The following is a 19426-nucleotide window of genomic DNA, read 5'->3' as shown; positions in this document are numbered from 1 at the left end:
AAATTTTAAATGTTGGAAGTATAAGTGCAACTAAGGCTTCCCCTAAAGGACTGGAATTTCTACGCATTGTAAAAAACACAATGCAAGAAATTCTGGCGCGCCTTAGCCTTCGGCTTGACGCAAGCCAAGTTTTCTTTATTTGATTCTGGCTTCAGCTTTTGCGATAATGGCATCCAATTCGGCAAGAACCTCAGGGGCAAGTGGTTTACGGATACCGGCTGCAACGATCTGATCTACCTTTTCAACAGCCCGAGCTTTGAAATCTTTTTTACCATTTTCAGCCCATTTTTCATAAGTGGTTCTCACACAATTTTTTGGAGTCCATCTTTCCTTAAAGTGGTTTAAGGTATGTTCTTCTCCCAGAAAGTTTCCACTGGGGCCGACATTATGGATTGCGTCCTCCGCTAATGTTTCAGCGCTTACTTCAATACCACCCACAATGCTGCGGGCATAATCAATTGCTTCATTGCAAAATACCAAGCTTTCCAGAGAAGAGGACATGGCCGCCTCTAAAAAGCCAAGGAATTGGCAAATATTCCCACCACTTAGTGTACCCATCAGGATCTGAGTACCCATGTCAAGAGCAGCCTGCTCGTCAAGAATAGGAGAATCAGTGCAGCCAAGATGAACGACAAAAGGAAGATCCAAATAACGGAAGAGATCTGCTGACCCAGCAGCGCCCAAGGAGGCTTCAGGACCTGTCATAGAAAGAGCCATCGTACTCATATCAAACATATCTGTCCAGGTACAACCGAGATATGGACAACCTTCATTAATCAACTGACCAAGCACCAGACCGAAAAGAGTATCTGCCAAACCTAAAACATAGCTGCCGGCGATGGTGACAGGAGTAGTCCCGCCCAGCAAGCAGGCAACTACATAAGGTGTGGGAATTCCAATTTCGTTCATGTACATGACTTTTTCCAAAGTATCTTCTGCGTGACAAAGAGGTGTAGAAGCTGCACCACCGGCTACGACAGAAGGTTTCGCCAGGAATTTATCCATGCCGCCGGCACAGGCGGCAAACATATCCATCTGAGCCTTGAGATTTTCAATATCAAACTGCCACAGCCAAATGGGTTTTGTGGTGGTTTCCAGTAAAAGACGGGTTTCGTATACGTCGGCCAGCCTGGGATCACAGTCAGAAATATAGGCAAGGCCTGTGCACATATCGATATTAGGCATTGCATCACAGACCAGACCGGTTTCATAGACGTCTTGCTTGACTGTTAATCTCTTTTCTCCAGTCTTCCTATCAATTCTGTACTGGTTTTCATAACCGGGGCTCCAATAACTTTTACCGTTATTTCCCAGGTGTAATGTCGGATTGCCTTCTCGATCATAAATCGTAATTTGGGAGGGAGCTGTGCGGATCGCTTTTTCCACTAAATGAGTAGGAATTTTGACTCTGATACCGTCAACGCTGCATCCAGCGTCCTTTAAAATCTTCCGGGCACGTTCATGATGAACATCACAGCCGGTTCTTTCTAAAACCCTAAAAGCAGCGTGCACGATTTCCCTGCATTGTCCCTCATTTAAAACCTGAAACTGAACACTTTGATTGGTTACTGAATTTGCTCTAATGGTATTCATTGTTTACCTCCTAATTAAATATGGATTTTTGATCTCTGTTTTCCAATAGCGCGCTATTTAGGCTTCATGCTGTTAATAAAAGCAATAAACGTGCCAGAATGTCTAAATAGTAAAAAGCTTTTAAAATGACCCAAAATATGCTGAAATTATAGGTTTTCATTAATTGTTATTGATTTGCAAAAGTTAAATATCTTGCTATACTGTAATAAGATATTCCACGCAGTTAGTTCTATTTTATTGAATTTTCAAGGTTGGAATATATAAACAGAAACATATTACACTGTAATATGTTATTACAGATAGCGCAGCACCTGTTTCTGCAAATACCTACCAGCATTACTTATCAATACTCTGAGAAAGTAATAACTTGGTATAAAGTGGAACTCTTTCAATAAGGGATAATGGACGGTTAGTGCGTGATAAAAGCAAAATAACTTTTGAAGGTGATTTTAGAATGGAAAATATGCAAAATCAGCTGATGGAACTTAAAAAACGTAATCAACTGTATGAAGCTATCCTTGATATGGTTTTACAAGGTATCTATGTTGTTGATCCGGAAGAAAATATCGTCTGGCTCAACAACATTGTAGAAGAGATGGATGGAGTGAAAAGAGAAGAAATTATCGGTAAAAAAGACAGTGAAGCCTGGAAAAATCTTGATCTTAAAGTTAATGCCACCCAGTATACCATAGATACAGGGAAACAATCGGAAGAACAGATCGCTATTTATAATAATAAAGACGGATATAGAACAGCTATGTTTATGCAATCCTACCCTTTTTATTATGAGCATAAATTAGAATATGTTTATTCTCTGGCTCATTTTATCGATTATTCAGAAAAACAATTAATCAAGATTTCCGAGTATAAACAAAAAACGACAAATATTAATGTAAAATTATCCAATAATACATCTTTTACCCTTTATGATGTGGTGGGTAACAGCAAAAAAATGCGTGCACTGGTACAACTCTCCAGAAAAGCCGCTTTAAGTAAGTCCCCTATTTTGCTATATGGTAAAACAGGCACCGGGAAAGAAATTATTGCTCAAGGAATTCATAATGCTAGTTTATTTAATAATGGACGGTTTGTGGCTATTAACTGTGCTTCCATTCCCGAAAATCTCCTGGAGACAATTTTGTTTGGGTCAGTTAAAGGAGCTTTTACCGGGGCTGTGGATAAACCCGGTCTGTTTGAAGAAGCCCAAAACGGTACACTATTTTTAGATGAACTCAACTCATTACCCCTGTCGATTCAAGGAAAATTATTGCGTGTTTTACAGGAAAAACGTGCCAATAGAGTGGGCAGCAATCATGATTACCCTATCAAATGCCGCGTGATTAGTGCCACGAATCAGGATCCCCGTCAATTGGTCAGGAACGGTAAGCTGAGACAAGATTTGTTTTTCCGGCTAGCCGTTGTGACCCTGGAAATTCCCTCTCTGGCAGAAAGAAAAGATGACATCCCGGAGCTGGTAAAACATTTTATTGATAAGTTCAATGCCGAATATCAACTTCATATTAAAACAATCGACGATGAGATTCTTGATGTTTTTAACCGTTATTCCTGGCCCGGCAATGTGCGGGAATTGGAGAATGTCATTGAATATATGGTGAATTTTACCGATTCCCCCAACGGAAAACTATCCTTCAATGAATTGCCCTTATATTTAAAAGAGATCTCATACAATCAAGAGGAAAATACGATAAAAGACCTAAAAAGCGAAGGTTCTTTACATGAGATGTTAGAAGAATTCGAGAAGAATGTTTTGGAACGTACTTTAGCAGAAACGAAATGGAATGTCTCTCAAGCAGCCAGGAATCTGGGGATCCATCGTGAAGCCCTTCATTATCGCATTCGAAAATTTGGCTTAAGAAAAAAGAGCTGATCAAAAATAAAAATTGTCTTTTGTTTTGCCCGAAAAAAGCCCAACAATCAGAAAATTACTGATTGTTGGGCTATATTTATCATGCACTAACCTGCCGTAAGACCCCTGCTGATAGAAGTTTCACTTCATATTAAAAATAAATTCAATGAAAATTCAATATCAATTGATTCCACTTTCACATGTTTCGGTTCATTAGTATCAATAAGGTAATCAGTTAAAGGGGCTTTTACGAAACCATGAATAAACTAGATTTCGAGCTTAGTGTCTATGACTTTTAAATCTGCTTTCCGCTTCACAAGTGAATAAAGGTGCCTGTCCCCCCGGTTTTTCCAATCAGAGCTTTTTATAAATATTTTTCTATGACCTATTTCAATTATTAATATCTTAACTTCATCATCATTTATTTCAGCGATTATTCTATAGTCTCCAACTCTATACCGCCAGTAATCTTTTAAATTACCTTTCAGGGATTTACCAAATATTCTTGGGTTATAAGTATTTTCTAAGTTATTGACTAGCCAATTAACTATAATTCTTTGTTGAGTTATATCTATTTTTCTTAATTGCTTATCTGCATTTTTATCAAAAAGTATTGAATATTTCACAATTACATTTCCAATCTTTTCTTTATTTCATCAAAAGAAATATATTCAACTTCATTGTTTTCAAGCCTTTGTTCATAAGCTAATATTGCCTTTAAATCAATCTCATCTTCAATTTTTTCCTGAAGAGCCTCTTTCATTAAGGTTGACAAAGGAACATTTTTAAATTCAGCATATTCTTTATAGAGTTTTTCTTCGTCGCTATTCAATCGAACTGTAATCGTACTCATAAAAATCTCTCCTTTCATACTCCATATTGTACCACATTGTACCACAATGTGCAATATGAAAATGCAAATTTTCAGAGCTGAAGCATAACTTTACATCCTGCACGAAATAAGGGTTAATAATTATCACGGCTGCTTGTAAAATGGAGGAAGCAAAAGAAAGAACCCTTCAAGGATTTCAAAATACAGCCAGAAGTAAGATAAATCTATAAAATCAAAGTATACGACAAGGGAGGCAGTGATAATGGCTTCCCTTGTCGTATGGACAATTTACTTATTACAAATTTTGGCGTATAATTAATTATTAAGATTAGGTATGAAATTAAAGTAGCTTAGGGTGGGAAGGAGAGGTCTTATGGAAAAGGTTTATACTACTGATGAAATAAAAGCAAAGCTGCTACCGGTTTTTAAGGCTGCTCCTATTTATAAAGCTATTCTTTTTGGCTCTTACGCAAAAGGAAATCCAACACGGCTAAGTGATATTGATATCGTCATTGACAGTAGAGGAAAAATTCGGGGGATAGATTTTTTCGGTGTTCTTGAGGATATTACCGAGGTACTTGATATTCCAGTAGATCTGATTGAAGCATCTCAAATTATCGATGGATGTCGTATACAACAAGAGATTGCAAAAACGGGAGTAGTAATTTATGAAAGAGAAAGCTATTCTTGAAAAATTAAAAGACTATGCATCACAAGCCATACAATTCAAAGACGATATGACTTTTGAAGAATTTTCAAACGACTTAAAAACCATATCGGCCTGTGTTTTCAGTCTGAGCCAAATCGGAGAATTAGTAAGTCGGCTGGATGTAGAATTTGTGGAAGCAAACAACCAAATTCCATGGCGAAAGATAAAAGGCATGAGGAACAGGATTGTACATGACTATGAGGGAATTCAGCTTAATATCGTTTGGGATGTTCTGGTGGACTTTCTGCCGGAACTGATTAAAAGCATTAATAAAATTTTGTGATGAATGTGAAACAATTAAACAACCCTTTTTTTCCTGAAGCAAATTGTTCTCTAGATCCAGCTCTACCACTTTTATTAACTGGTCATTTTCATCTGGATTATTGAGGAAATTGTTTATATTGGCTGTCCTGATAGAATTTAATTAAGTAATCTACTTCTTCTCTTGCAGCCCCAAGTTCTTTTATTAAAACCTTTTGGATATACCCTTCTTCAATGCTGGAACCACTTGGGGGAGAATAAGGCGCATTAAGATGAAAAATATTTTTGCGTAATTTTATTCTTGCCAAATCTTTTTCAGTGGGGTTCTGGCCTTTCCCCCAGATCCATTGTCCTTCTATTTGGGCCGGATAGTCATAAATTACATAATCTGAATCGGCATCCTGGTATTTGCTAAGCGCAACTGTACCTTGAATCTCATAGTATTTAGCATCAATAGATAAATAGTAATGAAACTTATCTGAAACAATTTTTAGATAATGTCTCATCCGCCGTTCCCAGGATTCTGTTCCGCCAAAATCATAAGGTTCTTCAGGATAGTCCATAGATTTCAAGTAACTCCAAACCTATGGACAACTCACTTTTTCCACAAAATAGGTACTTTCTTCTTCTCATATATTAAGACGAAGAAGGGAGGCTTTTTATCATCGAGCTTCAGTCCGATAACGAATCGACTTTTGCTTACATCCTCTGGAGCAATCCATACAAACAAGACAGTCTTTTTTGAGGATATCATAATGGTGCTCACCTTTTTCCACGGCTTTGGCCGGGCAGATCCTCATACATCTTCCGCAGCTGTTACATGCGCCGGGATCAATATCCATGGCGTATTTTGCTTTTCGAGCAGGAAAACTCATCAGTGCCCCATAGGGACATAGATAACGATGCCATAGTTCTTCCGGAAAAAAGAGTGCCACGATAATGCCGATGGAAAAAAAGGTAGGAAGAACAGGCAGCTGTTTCCCGGATACCATAATAAAAATGAACAAAGCGATAAACAACCCAAAAACAGAAATACGTACCCATGGTTTGGTCAGGGATACCGGAATCCTAAAGCTTTTGATGTGCAGTTTCTTTTTGATCCAAGTAATACCTCTCGTTACGGTATGGATGGGACAAATCCAGCCGCAGTAAATACGCCCAAATAAGAGGGCCAAAAGGACTGAGATAAGAAATATCCCCATCCATAACTGTGCCCTCCCGCTAATCGTCAGGAAAAGAAAGAATATTAGAAATGCTATTTGCAGAGTAAGCTGTATGTATTTTTGCAAGAGACAAACCTCCTTTAAAGTTGTAAAGCCTATGTGTTTTCCCGTATAAGAAAAGATTCCTTTCCCTTTTTTCCTTTCTTTCAGTATACTTGAAGCTAGAAAATAAAAAAGTTACCATAGTAACTAATTGGGGTGGGAGTAAAATTTTAATTAATACTTTTTATATCGATCTTTTATCGAACCTTAACCTTTTCAGCTGCTTCTCACAGGACGAGTTGATGCGCTTATTTAATTCAACAAATTCTTGGATCACTCAATACAATAAAGGTCAAATCATTCACCTGCAAAATGAAATGTGCCGCACCATGGATATTGTATTGGAGGGTAAAGTAGCTGTGCAAAAAATTGATGAAGATGGCGGAATCTTAAAAATCAACGTATTTTCCCAAGGAGGCATTTTAGGAGCCAACCTCTTGTTCGCCAGGGAAAATTATTATCATATGACGGTGGTTTCCGAATCCCCAAGCGTGCTGCTCCATATTTCTAAGGATCTGATTCTGGAATTAAGTCAAACCAATGTCCACTTTATGACCGGTTTGATGACTGTTATTTCTGACAGGACGCTGCTCTTGACAGATAAGATCGACGCCATTTCCCTGAAGACCATCCGGCAAAAAATAATTGACTATCTAAGATATGAGTACTCCCTGCAAAAAAGCAATATTCTTAAAATGAGTATTACCAAAAAAGATTTAGCAGAAAGATTTGGTATCGAGCGCACTTCTCTTAGCAGGGAATTAAATAAAATGCGTAAAGATGGTTTGTTAGAATATAATGCCAACACCATCACCCTGAAAAAGATCGATCTTCTTAAGTGACAAAAGGGAAAATAGCCCAAGGGGATGTTCCATAATTGAATTGAGAGAGACGTAATCTGAGATGGGATTATGAAAAGACATTACAAAACCTTAGTAAAATGATATACTAAAACTCGAAGGAACCATTTTGATGCAGAATACATCCAAAGAAATTACTCGTTGAAGCATTTTAAAGGAGGTTTAGATGGATGGAATATAGTATTTTAGTTGGCGGTGCCGCCGGGCAAGGGATCGAAACGCTGGCCGGTGCTTTGGAAAAAATAATCAAAGCCAAGGGTTTTTATCTTTTTTCCAACAAGGATTATATGTCCAGGGTGCGGGGCGGCCATAACTTTACCCAGATCAGATTCAGCGACAGCCCTTTAACCGGTTATTGGCCGGAATTGGATATTATTATGGCTTTTGATGCCGAAACCTTAAAACTCCACAGTGAACGCCTCAAAAAAGGCGGATATATCATTTGCGATGAAAAGCTGGCCGGGGAAAAACCTGGTCTCTTGGGACTGCCCTTGGAAAAATCAGCCAAAGAACTGGGCAATCCCAGGGTAGCCGGCACCATTGCCATGGGGGCCGTGGCCAAGCTGCTGGGTTTCAGCACAGAAGGTCTGGAAGAGGTTTTCCAAAAAGAGTATAAGGAAAAAATCAGGGAAATAAATATCAAAGCTTTTCATGAAGGTTATCAAATGGTGACCCCACTTTTTGATTGCGGCCCGGAAAAAGAGGACCGCCAGATCCTAATCAGCGGTAATCAAGCCCTTGCCCTGGGTGCTTTGGCGGGAGGAGTGGCTTTTTATTCCGGTTATCCCATGACCCCCTCCACCAGTATTATGACCTATCTTTCGGAAAAGCAAGCGGAGACAGGAATTGTCGTCGAGCAGGCCGAGGATGAGATTGCTGCGATTAACATGGCAATTGGTGCCTCATACGCCGGAGTGCGGGCAATGACTGCCACTTCCGGAGGAGGTTTTTCGCTGATGACGGAGGCCTTGGGGCTGGCCGGGATCACTGAAACTCCCCTAGTGGTCATTAACTCTATGCGGCCCGGTCCGGCAACAGGCTTTCCCACCCGGACAGAGCAGGGGGATCTAAGCTTTATCCTCTCCGCCGGACATGGGGAAATCCCCCGAATGGTAATATCTGTGAAAAATCCTGAGGACGGCTTTTACCAAATCCAGCGCGCCCTCAATCTGGCGGATAAATACCAGCTACTGGTAATTGTCCTCTCCGACCAGTTTTTCGGCGACAGCAGCCGTACTTGTCTCCCCTTTGATTTTGACAGTTTAAAAATAGAAAGGTATCTCCAGAAGGATCTGCCTGAGGATCATGAGCACCATCTTCGTTACCGTCTTACGGAAAACGGAATTTCTCCCCGGGTAATCCCCGGCAAATTCCCTGGTGTCACAGTGCTGGCCGACAGCGATGAACATGATGAGCGGGGCAATATTACCGAATCAGCGGAGATGCGTATCGCTATGATGGAAAAGCGCATGAATAAATTAAAGCTGCTGCAAGAGGAACTGCAGGAGCCGGAATACCTGGGTGTGGAAAATCCTCAGTATCTATGTATCGCCTGGGGCTCAACCCAGGGACCGGTACAAGAAGCCATAGAAATCCTTAATAAGGAAGGAATAGCCATTGGGGCATTGGTTTTTGGCGATATTTGGCCCTTGCCGTTAAAAAATCTGGAAAAGTATGCTGCCCATGCCGAGAAGATCATAAATATCGAGCAGAATTACCTGGGTCAAATGGCCCGGCTGATCCGTCAGGAAACAGGTATTAAATGCACCGACAGCATCTTAAAATATGACGGCCGTCCCTTTAATGCTTATGAAATTGTGCAGCGGTTGAAAAAGGAGGTTTTTTAAATGGCTCTTGACATTAAAACCTATGATATGATCGGCGACAACGCCTGGTGTCCCGGCTGCGGCAACTTCGATATTTTAGCAGTCCTAAAACAGACCTTGGCGGATTTAGAGCTGGCACCCCATGAAGTTTTGATGGTTTCCGGAATAGGACAGGCGGCAAAAACCCCCCATTATATTAATGCTAACGGTTTCAATGGACTCCATGGACGGGCTGTCCCACCGGCTGTGGGAGCAAAGCTGGCCAACAAAGATCTGCAGGTCATTATTAGTACCGGAGACGGGGATACCTACGGGGAAGGTGGCAATCATCTCCTTCATAATATCCGCCGAAATGTGGATCTGGTCCATATTGTGCACGATAATCAGGTCTATGGACTGACCAAAGGCCAGGGTTCACCCACTACCTCCTTGGGACAGATTACCAGCATGCAGCTTGACGGGGTTAAGGTTAATCCCTTAAACCCTGTATCCATGGCCCTGGGGCTGGGCTGCACCTTTGTCGCCCGGAGCTTCTCCGGTGCCAGGGAGCATTTAAGCGGTGTTTTGAAGGAGGCCATCAAGCATCCAGGTTATGCTTTGGTAGATGTTTTGCAAAACTGTGTTTCTTTTAACAAGGTCAACACCTATAAGTGGTATCAAGATCACACTTACTTTATTGACCCGGATCATGATCGGACAGATTTACAGAAGGCTTTTAAGCTGGCTCAGGAGTGGGAACAGGGTATCCCCCTAGGGATTTTTTATAAGGTAGAGCGACCCACATTAATTGACAGAATCCCTTGGCTTAAAGAAGGCAAGCCCTTAATTGACAGGGCTTGGACGCCTCAAGATGCAAAAAGATTTCTGGCAGATTTTCAATAAAAGAAGGGGCCGGTGCGGCCCCTTCTCTAATTGTGCAATATCGACTCATTTTCATTTGCTTTCGCCAAGGATCTTCTTTCCAGTAAATCCTGTACTTCCTCCCAAAGCTTGAACTTGATCACAACCTTTGCCGGTTGAGCATTCACCGGATGCACTTCTGCATCGGCTTCCGGTATGTCCACGGAACGAACGGCAATAGTACTGGAAATATCAACGAAACATAGGGGAGGATAAAGTACACACCACCAATTTTTCCCTTCCCCTGCTCCCAAAACGATGCGCAACGCTTCATATTCTCCTGATGGCAGAACTAAATTTCCGTAGGCTTTGGTGGGAAAATTAAAATCCCCTAATTCCGCTTGGGCGGAATAATTTTCTCCTAAAGAAGCCAAGCGGTTTTCGGCACATTTTTGGATCTCCGGCAGCTGTTCCTGTACCTTTGCTCTCGCCTCTGCTATGGTTTTCGCTTCCTGAAAATAAGGTGTCATATACTTAATCACTTCATCCCTTACCAGAAGCTTCACCTTTTGGTCATAAGCAGAATCACTGTTGGCCAGTACATGCAGTCTGATCAAATCATTATTGGGCAGAGGTTTGGCATTGTATTCCTGATAACCATAGATAAATCCACCCGCCCCGATTCCTAAAAGAAGCAATAACCAGCCCCATCTTTTCTTTATTTTCATGCCTTTCATGCATATCACCTCTCCGAATTTTCGCGCCCAAAATATTCCTTCACATCTATTGACATTGTTGTTATAGACATCACTTTTATTTACTCTTCAGTTATTGACCTTACATTTGTTTCTTTAAATGCATTAAGGCACCTTTTTCCAAACGGGATACCTGGGCCTGAGAAATACCGATTTCCTCTGCTACTTCCATTTGTGTTTTGCCTTCAAAAAAACGCAAGGTAATAATTTTTTTCTCCCGCTCGCTCAGCTTTCTCAGCGCCTCCCGAACGGCAATCCCCTCCAGCCACTGAACATCGTGATTCTTCTCATCCCCGATTTGATCCATAACAAAAATGGGATCACCGCCGTCGTGATAAATCGGTTCAAATAAAGAAATTGGTTCTTGAATCGCATCCAAGGCAAAGACTATTTCTTCCCGAGGAATATTAAGTTCTTTGGCAATTTCTGTAACCGAGGGCTCCCGGGAATTTTTATTCACCAGTTTATCACGTACCTGGAGGGCTTTGTAAGCTACATCCCGTAAAGATCTGCTAACCCGAATCGGATTGTTGTCTCTTAAATAACGCCGGATCTCACCAATGATCATCGGTACGGCGTAGGTAGAAAACTTCACGTTCTGGGACAGATCGAAATTATCCGTAGCCTTCATCAGCCCGATGCAGCCGACCTGAAATAAATCATCAACATTTTCTCCCCGATTGGTAAATCTTTGAATCACGCTAAGCACCAGACGCAGATTACCGCTGATAATTTTCTCCCGGGCACTTAGATCTCCATTTTGCATATCTTTAAAAAGCTTTCTCATCACATCATTTTTTAACACGGGTAATTTGGAAGTATTAACGCCGCAAATTTCAACCTTATTCATTAACAAGGGCACGAACCCCCTTCACAGGGAATTTTTATAATCTTAACTTAATTATTACCATTGCTTTAAGGAAATATACCGTTAGACACTGCCATCAATTTACATTTTAATCTTAATAGAACAATAAAATTGCCTCCTTCCCATAGAGGGAGAAGGCGGCTGATGTCGAATTGATTACATGAAACATTAAAAATATGCCATGCAAAGGGGAATGAATTTGTCCATCAAAATAGTCACAGACAGTACCTCCTGTCTGGAAAAACAATTGCGCCAGGATCTCGATATTTCCGTGGTTTCTTTAAGCATTAACATGGCGGATCAGTCATATTTAGAAGAAACAATCGATCCAGTTTCTTTTTTCAGGCAAATTGAAAAATATCCTGCCCTCCCCACTTCTTCTCAACCGGGAATTCAGGATATTTATGATATCTTTGAAAAGCACATTGGAAACGGTCATGGAGTGGTGGGTATTTTTATTTCCGCAGAATTAAGCGGTACCTACGCCACAGCTTTAACAGCGAAAAGCATGATCAGGGAGAAATACCCGGAAGCCAGGATTGAAATCATCGATTCCAGATCCACTTGTATGCAGCAGGGTTTTGCCGTATTGGCTGCGGCTAGAAGCGCACATAAAGGTGAATCCCTGGAGCAGGTCATAGATGCGGCCCGAGAGGTGATGAAAAAAAGCAAATTTTTATTTATTCCTCAAACATTAGATTATTTAAAAAAAGGCGGAAGAATCGGCGGGGCGTCTCATTTATTGGGCACGGTGCTGAAAATAAAACCGATCCTGACAGTCATTGATGGAAAGGTGGCTGTGCTTAAAAAGATCCGCACTTCGGAAAAGGCGATCCAGGAGATTTTGAGGATTTTCTATGAGGATGTCCAAAAGAAGGGTTTCGGGGAAGGGGTGGTGCATCATATCAATGATGAAAAAGGCGCCCAAACATTATCTGAAAAGATTGCCGTTCATTTAGGTGTTTCCTTGCCTGTCTCGCCCGTCAGTCCCGTCATCGGTGCCCATGTGGGACCAGGGGCTTTAGGCATCGCTTATTATACCAACAAATAACTATTTTCTCATTTCCAGTTCTCATTCCATTTTATGAATCTCCTTTTTCAGTCTTTTAATGATTCTTTTTTCCAGGCGGGAAATATAGGATTGAGAAATCCCCAAAAAATCAGCTACTTCTTTTTGGGTTTTCTCGACCCCATCCCCGAGACCGAAACGCAGCTCCATGATTTTCTTTTCCCGAGGGTTTAATTTAGTCATAGCGGTATTTAAAAGCTTCTTCTCCACCTCTTCTTCAATAGATTTGTAAATCACATCATTTTCCGTGCCTAAAACATCAGAGAGTAATAATTCATTGCCATCCCAATCGATGTTTAAAGGTTCATCAAAGGAAACTTCTGAACGGGTTTTATTGGTACGCCGCAAATGCATCAAAATTTCGTTTTCAATGCAGCGGGAAGCGTAAGTGGCCAGCTTAATCTTTTTTCCGGGATCAAAGGTATTAACTGCCTTAATGAGACCAATGGTGCCGATAGAAACCAGATCCTCAATTCCCACACCCGTGTTTTCGAACTTACGGGCAATATAAACAACTAAACGCAGATTTCTTTCTATTAAGACCTCTTTTACCGACTGATCCCCCAATTCCAGGCGGGATAGCAAAAAGATCTCTTCATCGCTGCTTAAAGGGGGCGGCAGCGCTTCACTGCTCCCCACATAAAAGATATCTGCTTCCATGTGCAGTTTCTGCAGAATACGCAGATATCCTACCTCCATGGCAAATTTAACTTTGATCCAGTTTCTTTGCACCTTGTTATCCTCCTTTGTTATCATCCACTAACCGTTCGTATGATTCACGCTTTCACCTTAAGCCGCTCTTTCAAATACTTCAGGATTCAAGACCGCCCGATAAGCTCCGGAAGTACTCAAGGGCTTATGATAAAGGCAGATCATGACATCTTTGGTAACAATTTTCTCTTGCCCAAAAAGCACCACTAAATCCGGTTTATATCCCAAAAGCATACCATGATGTTTACCGATAGAATGAAAGGGAACCATACGTACCTGGGTAATCCAGCTTGCATTATTGCAGTTTTCCAATACTTTTGTCACATCATCACCCCCATATCTTTCAAAGCATTGTTGAAAATCGACAGGGAGCATTTTTTTTATGGCTTGATATTCCACGATGATAACAGGTTTTCGGCTTAAGGGGTCTTTCAAATCATTTCCCGTATCAATTAAGGCTTCCAAAGTCAAAGATTTTTTATCGATGAAGACCTCCACTGAGATTTTGAACTGACTTTTTTGCCAATGGCGCCGCAAATAAATCAACCCCCAGCGTCCTAAAATCACCGCCATGGCGACGCCAAAAATAAGGGCGGTACTTTTGATGTTAAGAAATTGAAAGAGATCCGGACTCTTTGACAAAAAAGAGCTTCCTCCCAATACGGCACCGGCCATGGCAAAGCTGATCCCATAAAAGCAGGCTGTGGCCTGGAGGTATTTTTTAATCGTTAAGCGAGGAAAGACCAAAATCACGATTAAAAAAGAAAAAAGCACCTTAATGGTTAGCTCATAGAGAAATTCCAGCTCCGGATAAATCATCAAAACACCATAACAAGCACCCAGTAAAGCACCGAAAAAGATGCGTAAATGACTTGTTCCAAAATGACCGAACCGGGCTGTCGCCCAAAGAATAACGTAATCAAGCAAAAAATTCGTGATGAAAAGTACATCTGCATAAACAATATAGGTTGATCCCATGCCCATCACCTTTCTTTTCCCTTGGAAAGGCATATCTAAACTCTATATCAATATATGTACAGATCCATGAGCCTATTCTTCGTCAAGGACATATTCATTATAATAAATTGAGTTACAAAAACTTGTCATTTGACGCCTGATATATGGGAAAATATCCCTCATAAATCGATCAATTTCTTTCAAGGACCAAATTCTGATCCATAATCATTTACTGAAAATGAAGATAAAAAAAACCGATTCCTGAGAATCGGTTTTTCCTTCATCTTAAATCATATTAAATTTTTCTGCGCAAAAATGCGGGAATGTCCAAATCATCTACGGTAAATGATTTGAGATCCACATTATCAGGTGTTTCAATTTTTTTCACGCTTCTGCCGTCGAATCCGGTTGCGATCACCGTCACCCGGATGGAATCATCAATGTTATCATCAATGACGGCACCAAAAATAATGTTGGCTTCCGGATCCGAAGCGGCCGCAATGATTTCCGCTGCCTCATTAACTTCAAAGAGGCTTAAGCTGCTGGAACCGGTGATGTTTAATAATACGCCCTTGGCCCCGGTAATGGAGGTCTCTAACAAGGGGCTGGAGATGGCCGCTTTGGCCGCCTCGGCGGCTCTATTATCGCCTGTTGCCGATCCGATACCCATCAGGGCGGAGCCGGCTTCTTTCATAATGGTCTTTACGTCGGCAAAGTCCAGATTAATCAGTCCCGGTACAGCAATTAAGTCGGAGATGCCCTGAACACCTTGACGCAGCACATCATCGGCGATGACAAAGGCATCAGTGATGGTTGTTTTCTTATCAATAACCTGCAGCAATTTATCATTAGGAATCGTAATCAGGGTATCCACTTTACTTTTTAAATCGGTAATTCCCGCTTCAGCCTGCTGAGCTCGGCGCCGGCCTTCAAAGGTAAATGGCCGCGTCACAACGCCCACGGTAAGGGCGCCTAATTCTTTCGCTACTTCAGCTACGATCGGCGCTGCTCCTGTGCCGGTACCGCCGCCCATACCGGCGGTGACAAAAACCATATCGGCACCATTTAATATTGAGGATAATTCTTCCCGTGATTCTTCCGCTGCTTTCTTGCCAATCTCCGGATTGGCCCCGGCACCCAAGCCTTTGGTCAGTTTATTGCCAATCTGCACCACTACTTCGGCATGGGAGTGCTGTAAGGCCTGGGCGTCCGTATTGACGCCAATGAACTCCACACCTTTTAGATTACTTTTGATCATTCGGTTTACTGCATTATTTCCGCCGCCCCCAACACCGACAACTTTTATTTTAGCGAATTGTGCAATTTCATAATCATCAAATTCAAGCATTCATAATCCTCCTTAACGTTCTCACTTTTCTTATGCAAAAAAATCACCAAACAGGTGCTTTACCCTGTTAACTACTCCACCGAAAAAACGTTCTCCTGCAGGTGCAGCCTGAAGATAAGACAGGTTACCGGCTCCATACAAAACCAAGCCGGCTGCAGTGGCATAAGCCGGACTATGCACTGCTTCACTGACGCCTTTGATCTCCTTGGGATAACCGATTCTAACCGGCAGATCCATTTCTTCTGCTGCCAGTTCTGCCAGTCCCGTAAGCTGTGCAGCGCCCCCGGTGATAATCATCCCACCGGGAAACACACCCCGATATCCGACTCTTTTAACCTCATCCTTAATTAAAGATAAGATTTCCCGCATGCGCGGTTCAATAATTCCGGTCAATGTCTTCGGAGCAACCTTTTTGGTTTCCTGAACAATAATATCCGGTAAAGCGATGGTTTCCTGAGCGATCACCAAACTGTGGGAAACACAACCGTGATCTATTTTTATTTCTTCCGCTAATTCCACCGGTATTCTCAAACCAATAGCAATATCATTAGTGATCAAATTGCCTCCTACCGGAATAACACTGGATGCCCATAAGCGACCCTGATCAAAGATGGCACAATCCGTGACGCTGCCGCCAATATCAACCAGCAGACAGCCTAAATCCTTTTCCTCAGGTAAGAGTACCGCTTCAGCGGAAGCAAGGCCGGCGGGCAAAAGTTCTTCTTCCTGCAATCCTGCTTTATTGACACAGCGTAAAAGGTTCTGTAATGCCGTTCCGGATGCACTGACAATGTTTATTTCCACTTCCAAACGAGCACCTGCCATCCCAACAGGATCCACAATGCCTTCATGGCCGTCTACTGTATATTGCCGGGGATGGATATGTATGATCTTGCGATCCTGAGGTAAAGCCACCACCTTAGAGGCCTGCAGTACCCGGGTCACATCATCGGAAGAAATTTCTCTGTTTCTATTGGTAATGGCGATGACACCTTTATTGTTCATAGATGAAAGATGGGTTCCGGTAACCGCCAGATAGACATTACGCAAATGGCAGTCACACATGCGTTCCGCTTGTGCCAAAGCCTGGCGAATGGTATTTGTCACACCTTCAATATCAACGATACTGCCCTTCCTCAGACCTTGAGTAGAATGTTCTCCGGCTCCGATTATATTCAATTCACCGTGATCATTCATTTCTCCTACTAAAATAACGGTTTTGGCAGCTCCAATATCTAAACCTGCCACTAAATTATAGTTGTCCAATTCTCGCACCCCTTTTCGGTACGACACCGAAAATATTTTCTACTCGGCTGAAAAATTTATGACTAAACATTTAAGTTCCACATAAATTTCTAATTCCCTGCAAAAAACCGTTATTTTTTATTGGTAAAATAGCCCCGAATATGGCAGAATTCCGATCATTTTCGATAAAAAATCACTGGTTTGCCACTGAAACTTACATCAATATATTCAATGTTTTTTAATTGATCCCCATCCTTTACTTCTTTAAGCACCTGCAAGAATCTTGTAAATTTTTCCTGGAAATCTTCTTGGTTTCCAAAACGTACTTCTGTTCCCTCCACAGTATAAGCAAGAATTTTTTGAGGGTTAAAAACATTTATTTCGGCAATGGTTTTTCTGGCCTCTTCATCCATTTGGGCGATCATAGCTAAACCCATTTCCAATTTCTCAGAAGAAACCTTTTTGCCCACTGCCATGGTACTGGGAATATCCATACCGGTAATAATCGTCCGTGACTCCTGATTGATTTGGCTTACCTTTTTTAACACCAGCCCCTCATGATCAATCTCGATCAGTCCCCCGGTCACCGGAATCAAAGCCACCGGGACTCGTTCCAAAATGTTTATTTGGATAGAGCGGGGTAATTTTCTTTTTACCTCCACACCGGCAACCATCGTGTTGAGAGCAATCTTACTTTCTGCAGCACTGCGATCGATTTGAAAAATATTCTCTCCTTTTGATAAACCGGACAAAGCTACGATCTGCGCTGAAGTCAGTTCCTTGATCCCCAACACCTCAATGGAGGATATTGCAAAAAAAGAGGAATGAATAAAATAATATCCGGAAAACAAACAAAAGACCAGGATTAAGGTCTTGATCAGCCATTTGACGTTTCCCGGACGATTTTTCCGACGTACATAACGGACCCTTTTACCCTCTTCCATGAAAATCACCTCAACGACTCATTAACCATTATTATAACATCTTTCCTGTTGTCTTGTCCTGAAAACCATTAAAAAAAAGCACCTGCGTGCTTCCAATTTAAATTATGTTTTACAGTATATCCCTTCATTTTTATCTTCCGGAGAAGGGTAGAGAGAGGGTGGCTCCAAGGTTGAATCCTTGGATCTTTCTCTGATAATATTTGCCCCGATGGCACGATATTTTTCTTCCAAGGCATGATACCCTCTGTCAATATGTTCGATATGATGGATGACCGTCGTTCCTTCCGCCGCTAAGCCCGCTAACACCAACGCGGCACCGGCACGTAAATCGGTAGCTTCAACCTCGGCTCCATAAAGACTTTTTACCCCTTTGATCACTGCCATTCTGCCTTCCACGGTGATCTGAGCACCCATCCGCCTGAGCTCGTCGGTATGCTTAAACCGGTTTTCAAAGATATTTTCCAGGATAATAGAGGTGCCCTGGGTCAGAGTCAGCAAAGCCATCATTTGCGGCTGGATATCCGTAGGAAATCCCGGATAGGGCATCGTCTTGATATCTACGGCTTTCATATTGGGTGTTCCCCGGATCTGAATCCCCTGGCCGTTTTTGCGTACTGATATACCGGAAGCCCTGAGCTTGGCAATAAGTGGTTCCAAGTGCTCAGCCATTGCATTTCTGAGAATAAGATCTCCCCCGGTAATGGCTGCAGCCAGCATATAAGTTCCCGCCACAATCCGGTCCGGGATCACCGGATGTTCAACTCCGTGCAAGCGCTTAACACCTGTCACATAAATAGTACTGCAGCCGGCTCCTGTTATTTTGGCCCCCATTTTGATCAGAAAATTGGCCAAATCGACAATTTCCGGTTCCCGGGCCGCATTTCTGATCACTGTCTCTCCGGAAGCCAGAACTGCTGCCATCATCACATTTTCTGTGGCGCCAACGCTGGGAAAATCAAAATAAATTTCATTTCCTCGGAGCTTTTCAGCAGAGGCCTCAATGTAGCCGTTGGATTCGTCGATGGCTGCGCCCAGCTGACGAATTCCTTTAATATGGTAATCCATCGGGCGGGATCCAATAGCGCATCCTCCGGGAAAAGGAATCCTGGCATACCGGAACCTGCTTAACAAAGAGCCCATGACCAGATTAGAGGCCCGCATTTTTTTCATGATTTCCTCCGGAACCTGGGTGGGATTAATGGTCTCAGCTTTAATGATCAAGGTATTCTTTTCCCATTTTACCTGGGCGCCCAGATGCTCCAGAATATCCACCATTAAAAACACATCCTGCAATAAAGGAACATTATGAATGACACAGGTTTCGGGGCAGAGCAGCGTTGCTGCCAAAACCGGTAAGACAGCATTTTTTGCCCCGCACACATCAACCATTCCCTGTAACCGGGTTCCTCCCCTGATGACATATCTTTCCAAATTAGCTGCACCCCCATCGGTTACCTTGCTTCTACTCATATGTGC

At 42.1% G+C, this 19426-nt stretch carries 20 protein-coding genes; 7 read left to right on the top strand and 13 right to left on the bottom strand.

Annotated features, from left to right (window positions below):
* Nucleotides 1-135: 135 nt before the first annotated feature.
* On the bottom strand, nt 136-1593 hold the full coding sequence (locus CEQ75_RS08595) for a trimethylamine methyltransferase family protein (protein ID WP_089609966.1): 1458 nt from the start codon (nt 1591-1593) through the stop codon (nt 136-138).
* 454 nt (nt 1594-2047) lie between these two features.
* On the opposite strand from CEQ75_RS08595, the gene CEQ75_RS08590 reads away from it, so the two are divergent.
* Nucleotides 2048-3481, top strand: a complete 1434-nt coding sequence (locus tag CEQ75_RS08590) for a sigma-54 interaction domain-containing protein (RefSeq protein WP_089609965.1) — start codon at nt 2048-2050, stop codon at nt 3479-3481.
* A gap of 245 nt (nt 3482-3726) precedes the next feature.
* Here CEQ75_RS08590 and CEQ75_RS08585 read toward each other — a convergent pair whose 3' ends face one another.
* Both CEQ75_RS08585 and relB read right to left on the bottom strand, forming a co-directional pair.
* Complete coding sequence (locus tag CEQ75_RS08585) at nt 3727-4086, bottom strand: type II toxin-antitoxin system RelE family toxin (protein WP_089609964.1); 360 nt, start codon at nt 4084-4086, stop codon at nt 3727-3729.
* Nucleotides 4087-4088: 2 nt separating this feature from the next.
* Nucleotides 4089-4313, bottom strand: coding sequence for a type II toxin-antitoxin system RelB family antitoxin (gene relB / locus CEQ75_RS08580; protein WP_198306671.1), 225 nt, complete (start codon nt 4311-4313; stop codon nt 4089-4091).
* 352 nt (nt 4314-4665) lie between these two features.
* Here relB and CEQ75_RS08575 point away from each other — a divergent pair, with 352 nt between their 5' ends.
* Both CEQ75_RS08575 and CEQ75_RS08570 read left to right on the top strand, forming a co-directional pair.
* Nucleotides 4666-4983 (top strand): nucleotidyltransferase family protein, encoded by a 318-nt coding sequence (locus CEQ75_RS08575; RefSeq protein WP_089609963.1) that lies wholly within the window; start codon nt 4666-4668, stop codon nt 4981-4983.
* Nucleotides 4961-5284 (top strand): HepT-like ribonuclease domain-containing protein, encoded by a 324-nt coding sequence (locus tag CEQ75_RS08570; RefSeq protein WP_089609962.1) that lies wholly within the window; start codon nt 4961-4963, stop codon nt 5282-5284. Before CEQ75_RS08575 ends, CEQ75_RS08570 begins: the two co-directional genes overlap by 23 nt.
* Nucleotides 5285-5381: 97 nt before the next feature.
* Here the strand turns inward: CEQ75_RS08570 and CEQ75_RS08565 are convergent, their stop codons facing one another.
* Nucleotides 5382-5825, bottom strand: a complete 444-nt coding sequence (locus tag CEQ75_RS08565; protein WP_089609961.1) for a hypothetical protein — start codon at nt 5823-5825, stop codon at nt 5382-5384.
* 99 nt (nt 5826-5924) lie between these two features.
* Entirely contained in the window at nt 5925-6464 is a 540-nt protein-coding gene (locus CEQ75_RS08560) for a 4Fe-4S binding protein (RefSeq protein WP_089609960.1), read from the bottom strand.
* Between the two features lie 305 nt (nt 6465-6769).
* On the opposite strand from CEQ75_RS08560, the gene CEQ75_RS08555 reads away from it, so the two are divergent.
* The 3 genes from CEQ75_RS08555 (at nt 6770) to CEQ75_RS08545 (ending at nt 10095) form a co-directional block, all read left to right on the top strand.
* Complete coding sequence (locus CEQ75_RS08555) at nt 6770-7369, top strand: Crp/Fnr family transcriptional regulator (protein ID WP_089609959.1); 600 nt, start codon at nt 6770-6772, stop codon at nt 7367-7369.
* A 188-nt stretch (nt 7370-7557) separates the two neighbouring features.
* Entirely contained in the window at nt 7558-9234 is a 1677-nt protein-coding gene (locus CEQ75_RS08550) for a 2-oxoacid:acceptor oxidoreductase subunit alpha (RefSeq protein WP_089609958.1), read from the top strand.
* On the top strand, nt 9235-10095 hold the full coding sequence (locus tag CEQ75_RS08545; RefSeq protein ID WP_089609957.1) for a 2-oxoacid:ferredoxin oxidoreductase subunit beta: 861 nt from the start codon (nt 9235-9237) through the stop codon (nt 10093-10095).
* Nucleotides 10096-10121: 26 nt separating this feature from the next.
* Here the strand turns inward: CEQ75_RS08545 and spoIIR are convergent, their stop codons facing one another.
* Complete coding sequence (gene spoIIR / locus CEQ75_RS08540; protein WP_089609956.1) at nt 10122-10790, bottom strand: stage II sporulation protein R; 669 nt, start codon at nt 10788-10790, stop codon at nt 10122-10124.
* A gap of 100 nt (nt 10791-10890) precedes the next feature.
* Nucleotides 10891-11664 carry an RNA polymerase sporulation sigma factor SigG gene (sigG, locus tag CEQ75_RS08535; RefSeq protein WP_198306670.1) on the bottom strand — a complete coding sequence of 258 codons (774 nt, stop codon included), beginning with the start codon at nt 11662-11664 and terminating at the stop codon, nt 10891-10893.
* Nucleotides 11665-11869: 205 nt separating this feature from the next.
* On the opposite strand from sigG, the gene CEQ75_RS08530 reads away from it, so the two are divergent.
* Nucleotides 11870-12727 (top strand): DegV family protein, encoded by an 858-nt coding sequence (locus tag CEQ75_RS08530; protein ID WP_242965420.1) that lies wholly within the window; start codon nt 11870-11872, stop codon nt 12725-12727.
* Between the two features lie 21 nt (nt 12728-12748).
* On the opposite strand, the gene sigE is transcribed toward CEQ75_RS08530, so the two are convergent.
* The 6 genes from sigE to murA all read right to left on the bottom strand — a co-directional run bounded on the left by sigE (nt 12749) and on the right by murA (nt 19381).
* Nucleotides 12749-13477: an RNA polymerase sporulation sigma factor SigE gene (gene sigE, locus CEQ75_RS08525; RefSeq protein WP_276327722.1), complete on the bottom strand. Its 729-nt coding sequence runs from the start codon at nt 13475-13477 to the stop codon at nt 12749-12751.
* Nucleotides 13478-13534: 57 nt separating this feature from the next.
* The gene (gene spoIIGA / locus CEQ75_RS08520; RefSeq protein ID WP_157677383.1) at nt 13535-14434 is read right to left on the bottom strand and encodes a sigma-E processing peptidase SpoIIGA; all 900 of its coding nucleotides are present in this window, start codon (nt 14432-14434) and stop codon (nt 13535-13537) included.
* A 274-nt stretch (nt 14435-14708) separates the two neighbouring features.
* Entirely contained in the window at nt 14709-15761 is a 1053-nt protein-coding gene (ftsZ, locus tag CEQ75_RS08515; RefSeq protein ID WP_089609952.1) for a cell division protein FtsZ, read from the bottom strand.
* A 30-nt stretch (nt 15762-15791) separates the two neighbouring features.
* The gene (ftsA, locus tag CEQ75_RS08510; protein WP_157677382.1) at nt 15792-17027 is read right to left on the bottom strand and encodes a cell division protein FtsA; all 1236 of its coding nucleotides are present in this window, start codon (nt 17025-17027) and stop codon (nt 15792-15794) included.
* Between the two features lie 155 nt (nt 17028-17182).
* A complete protein-coding gene (locus CEQ75_RS08505; protein WP_089609950.1) occupies nt 17183-17950 on the bottom strand; it encodes a cell division protein FtsQ/DivIB in 768 nt (255 codons plus the stop codon).
* Nucleotides 17951-18052: 102 nt separating this feature from the next.
* Nucleotides 18053-19381, bottom strand: a complete 1329-nt coding sequence (murA, locus tag CEQ75_RS08500; RefSeq protein WP_089612562.1) for a UDP-N-acetylglucosamine 1-carboxyvinyltransferase — start codon at nt 19379-19381, stop codon at nt 18053-18055.
* Between the last annotated feature and the right edge of the window lie 45 nt (nt 19382-19426).

It is taken from the genome of Dehalobacterium formicoaceticum (genome assembly GCF_002224645.1).
Lineage (GTDB): Bacteria > Bacillota > Dehalobacteriia > Dehalobacteriales > Dehalobacteriaceae > Dehalobacterium > Dehalobacterium formicoaceticum.
The sequence above is the reverse complement of the archived record's forward strand: the minus strand, read 5'-3'. Positions and strand labels throughout refer to the sequence as shown.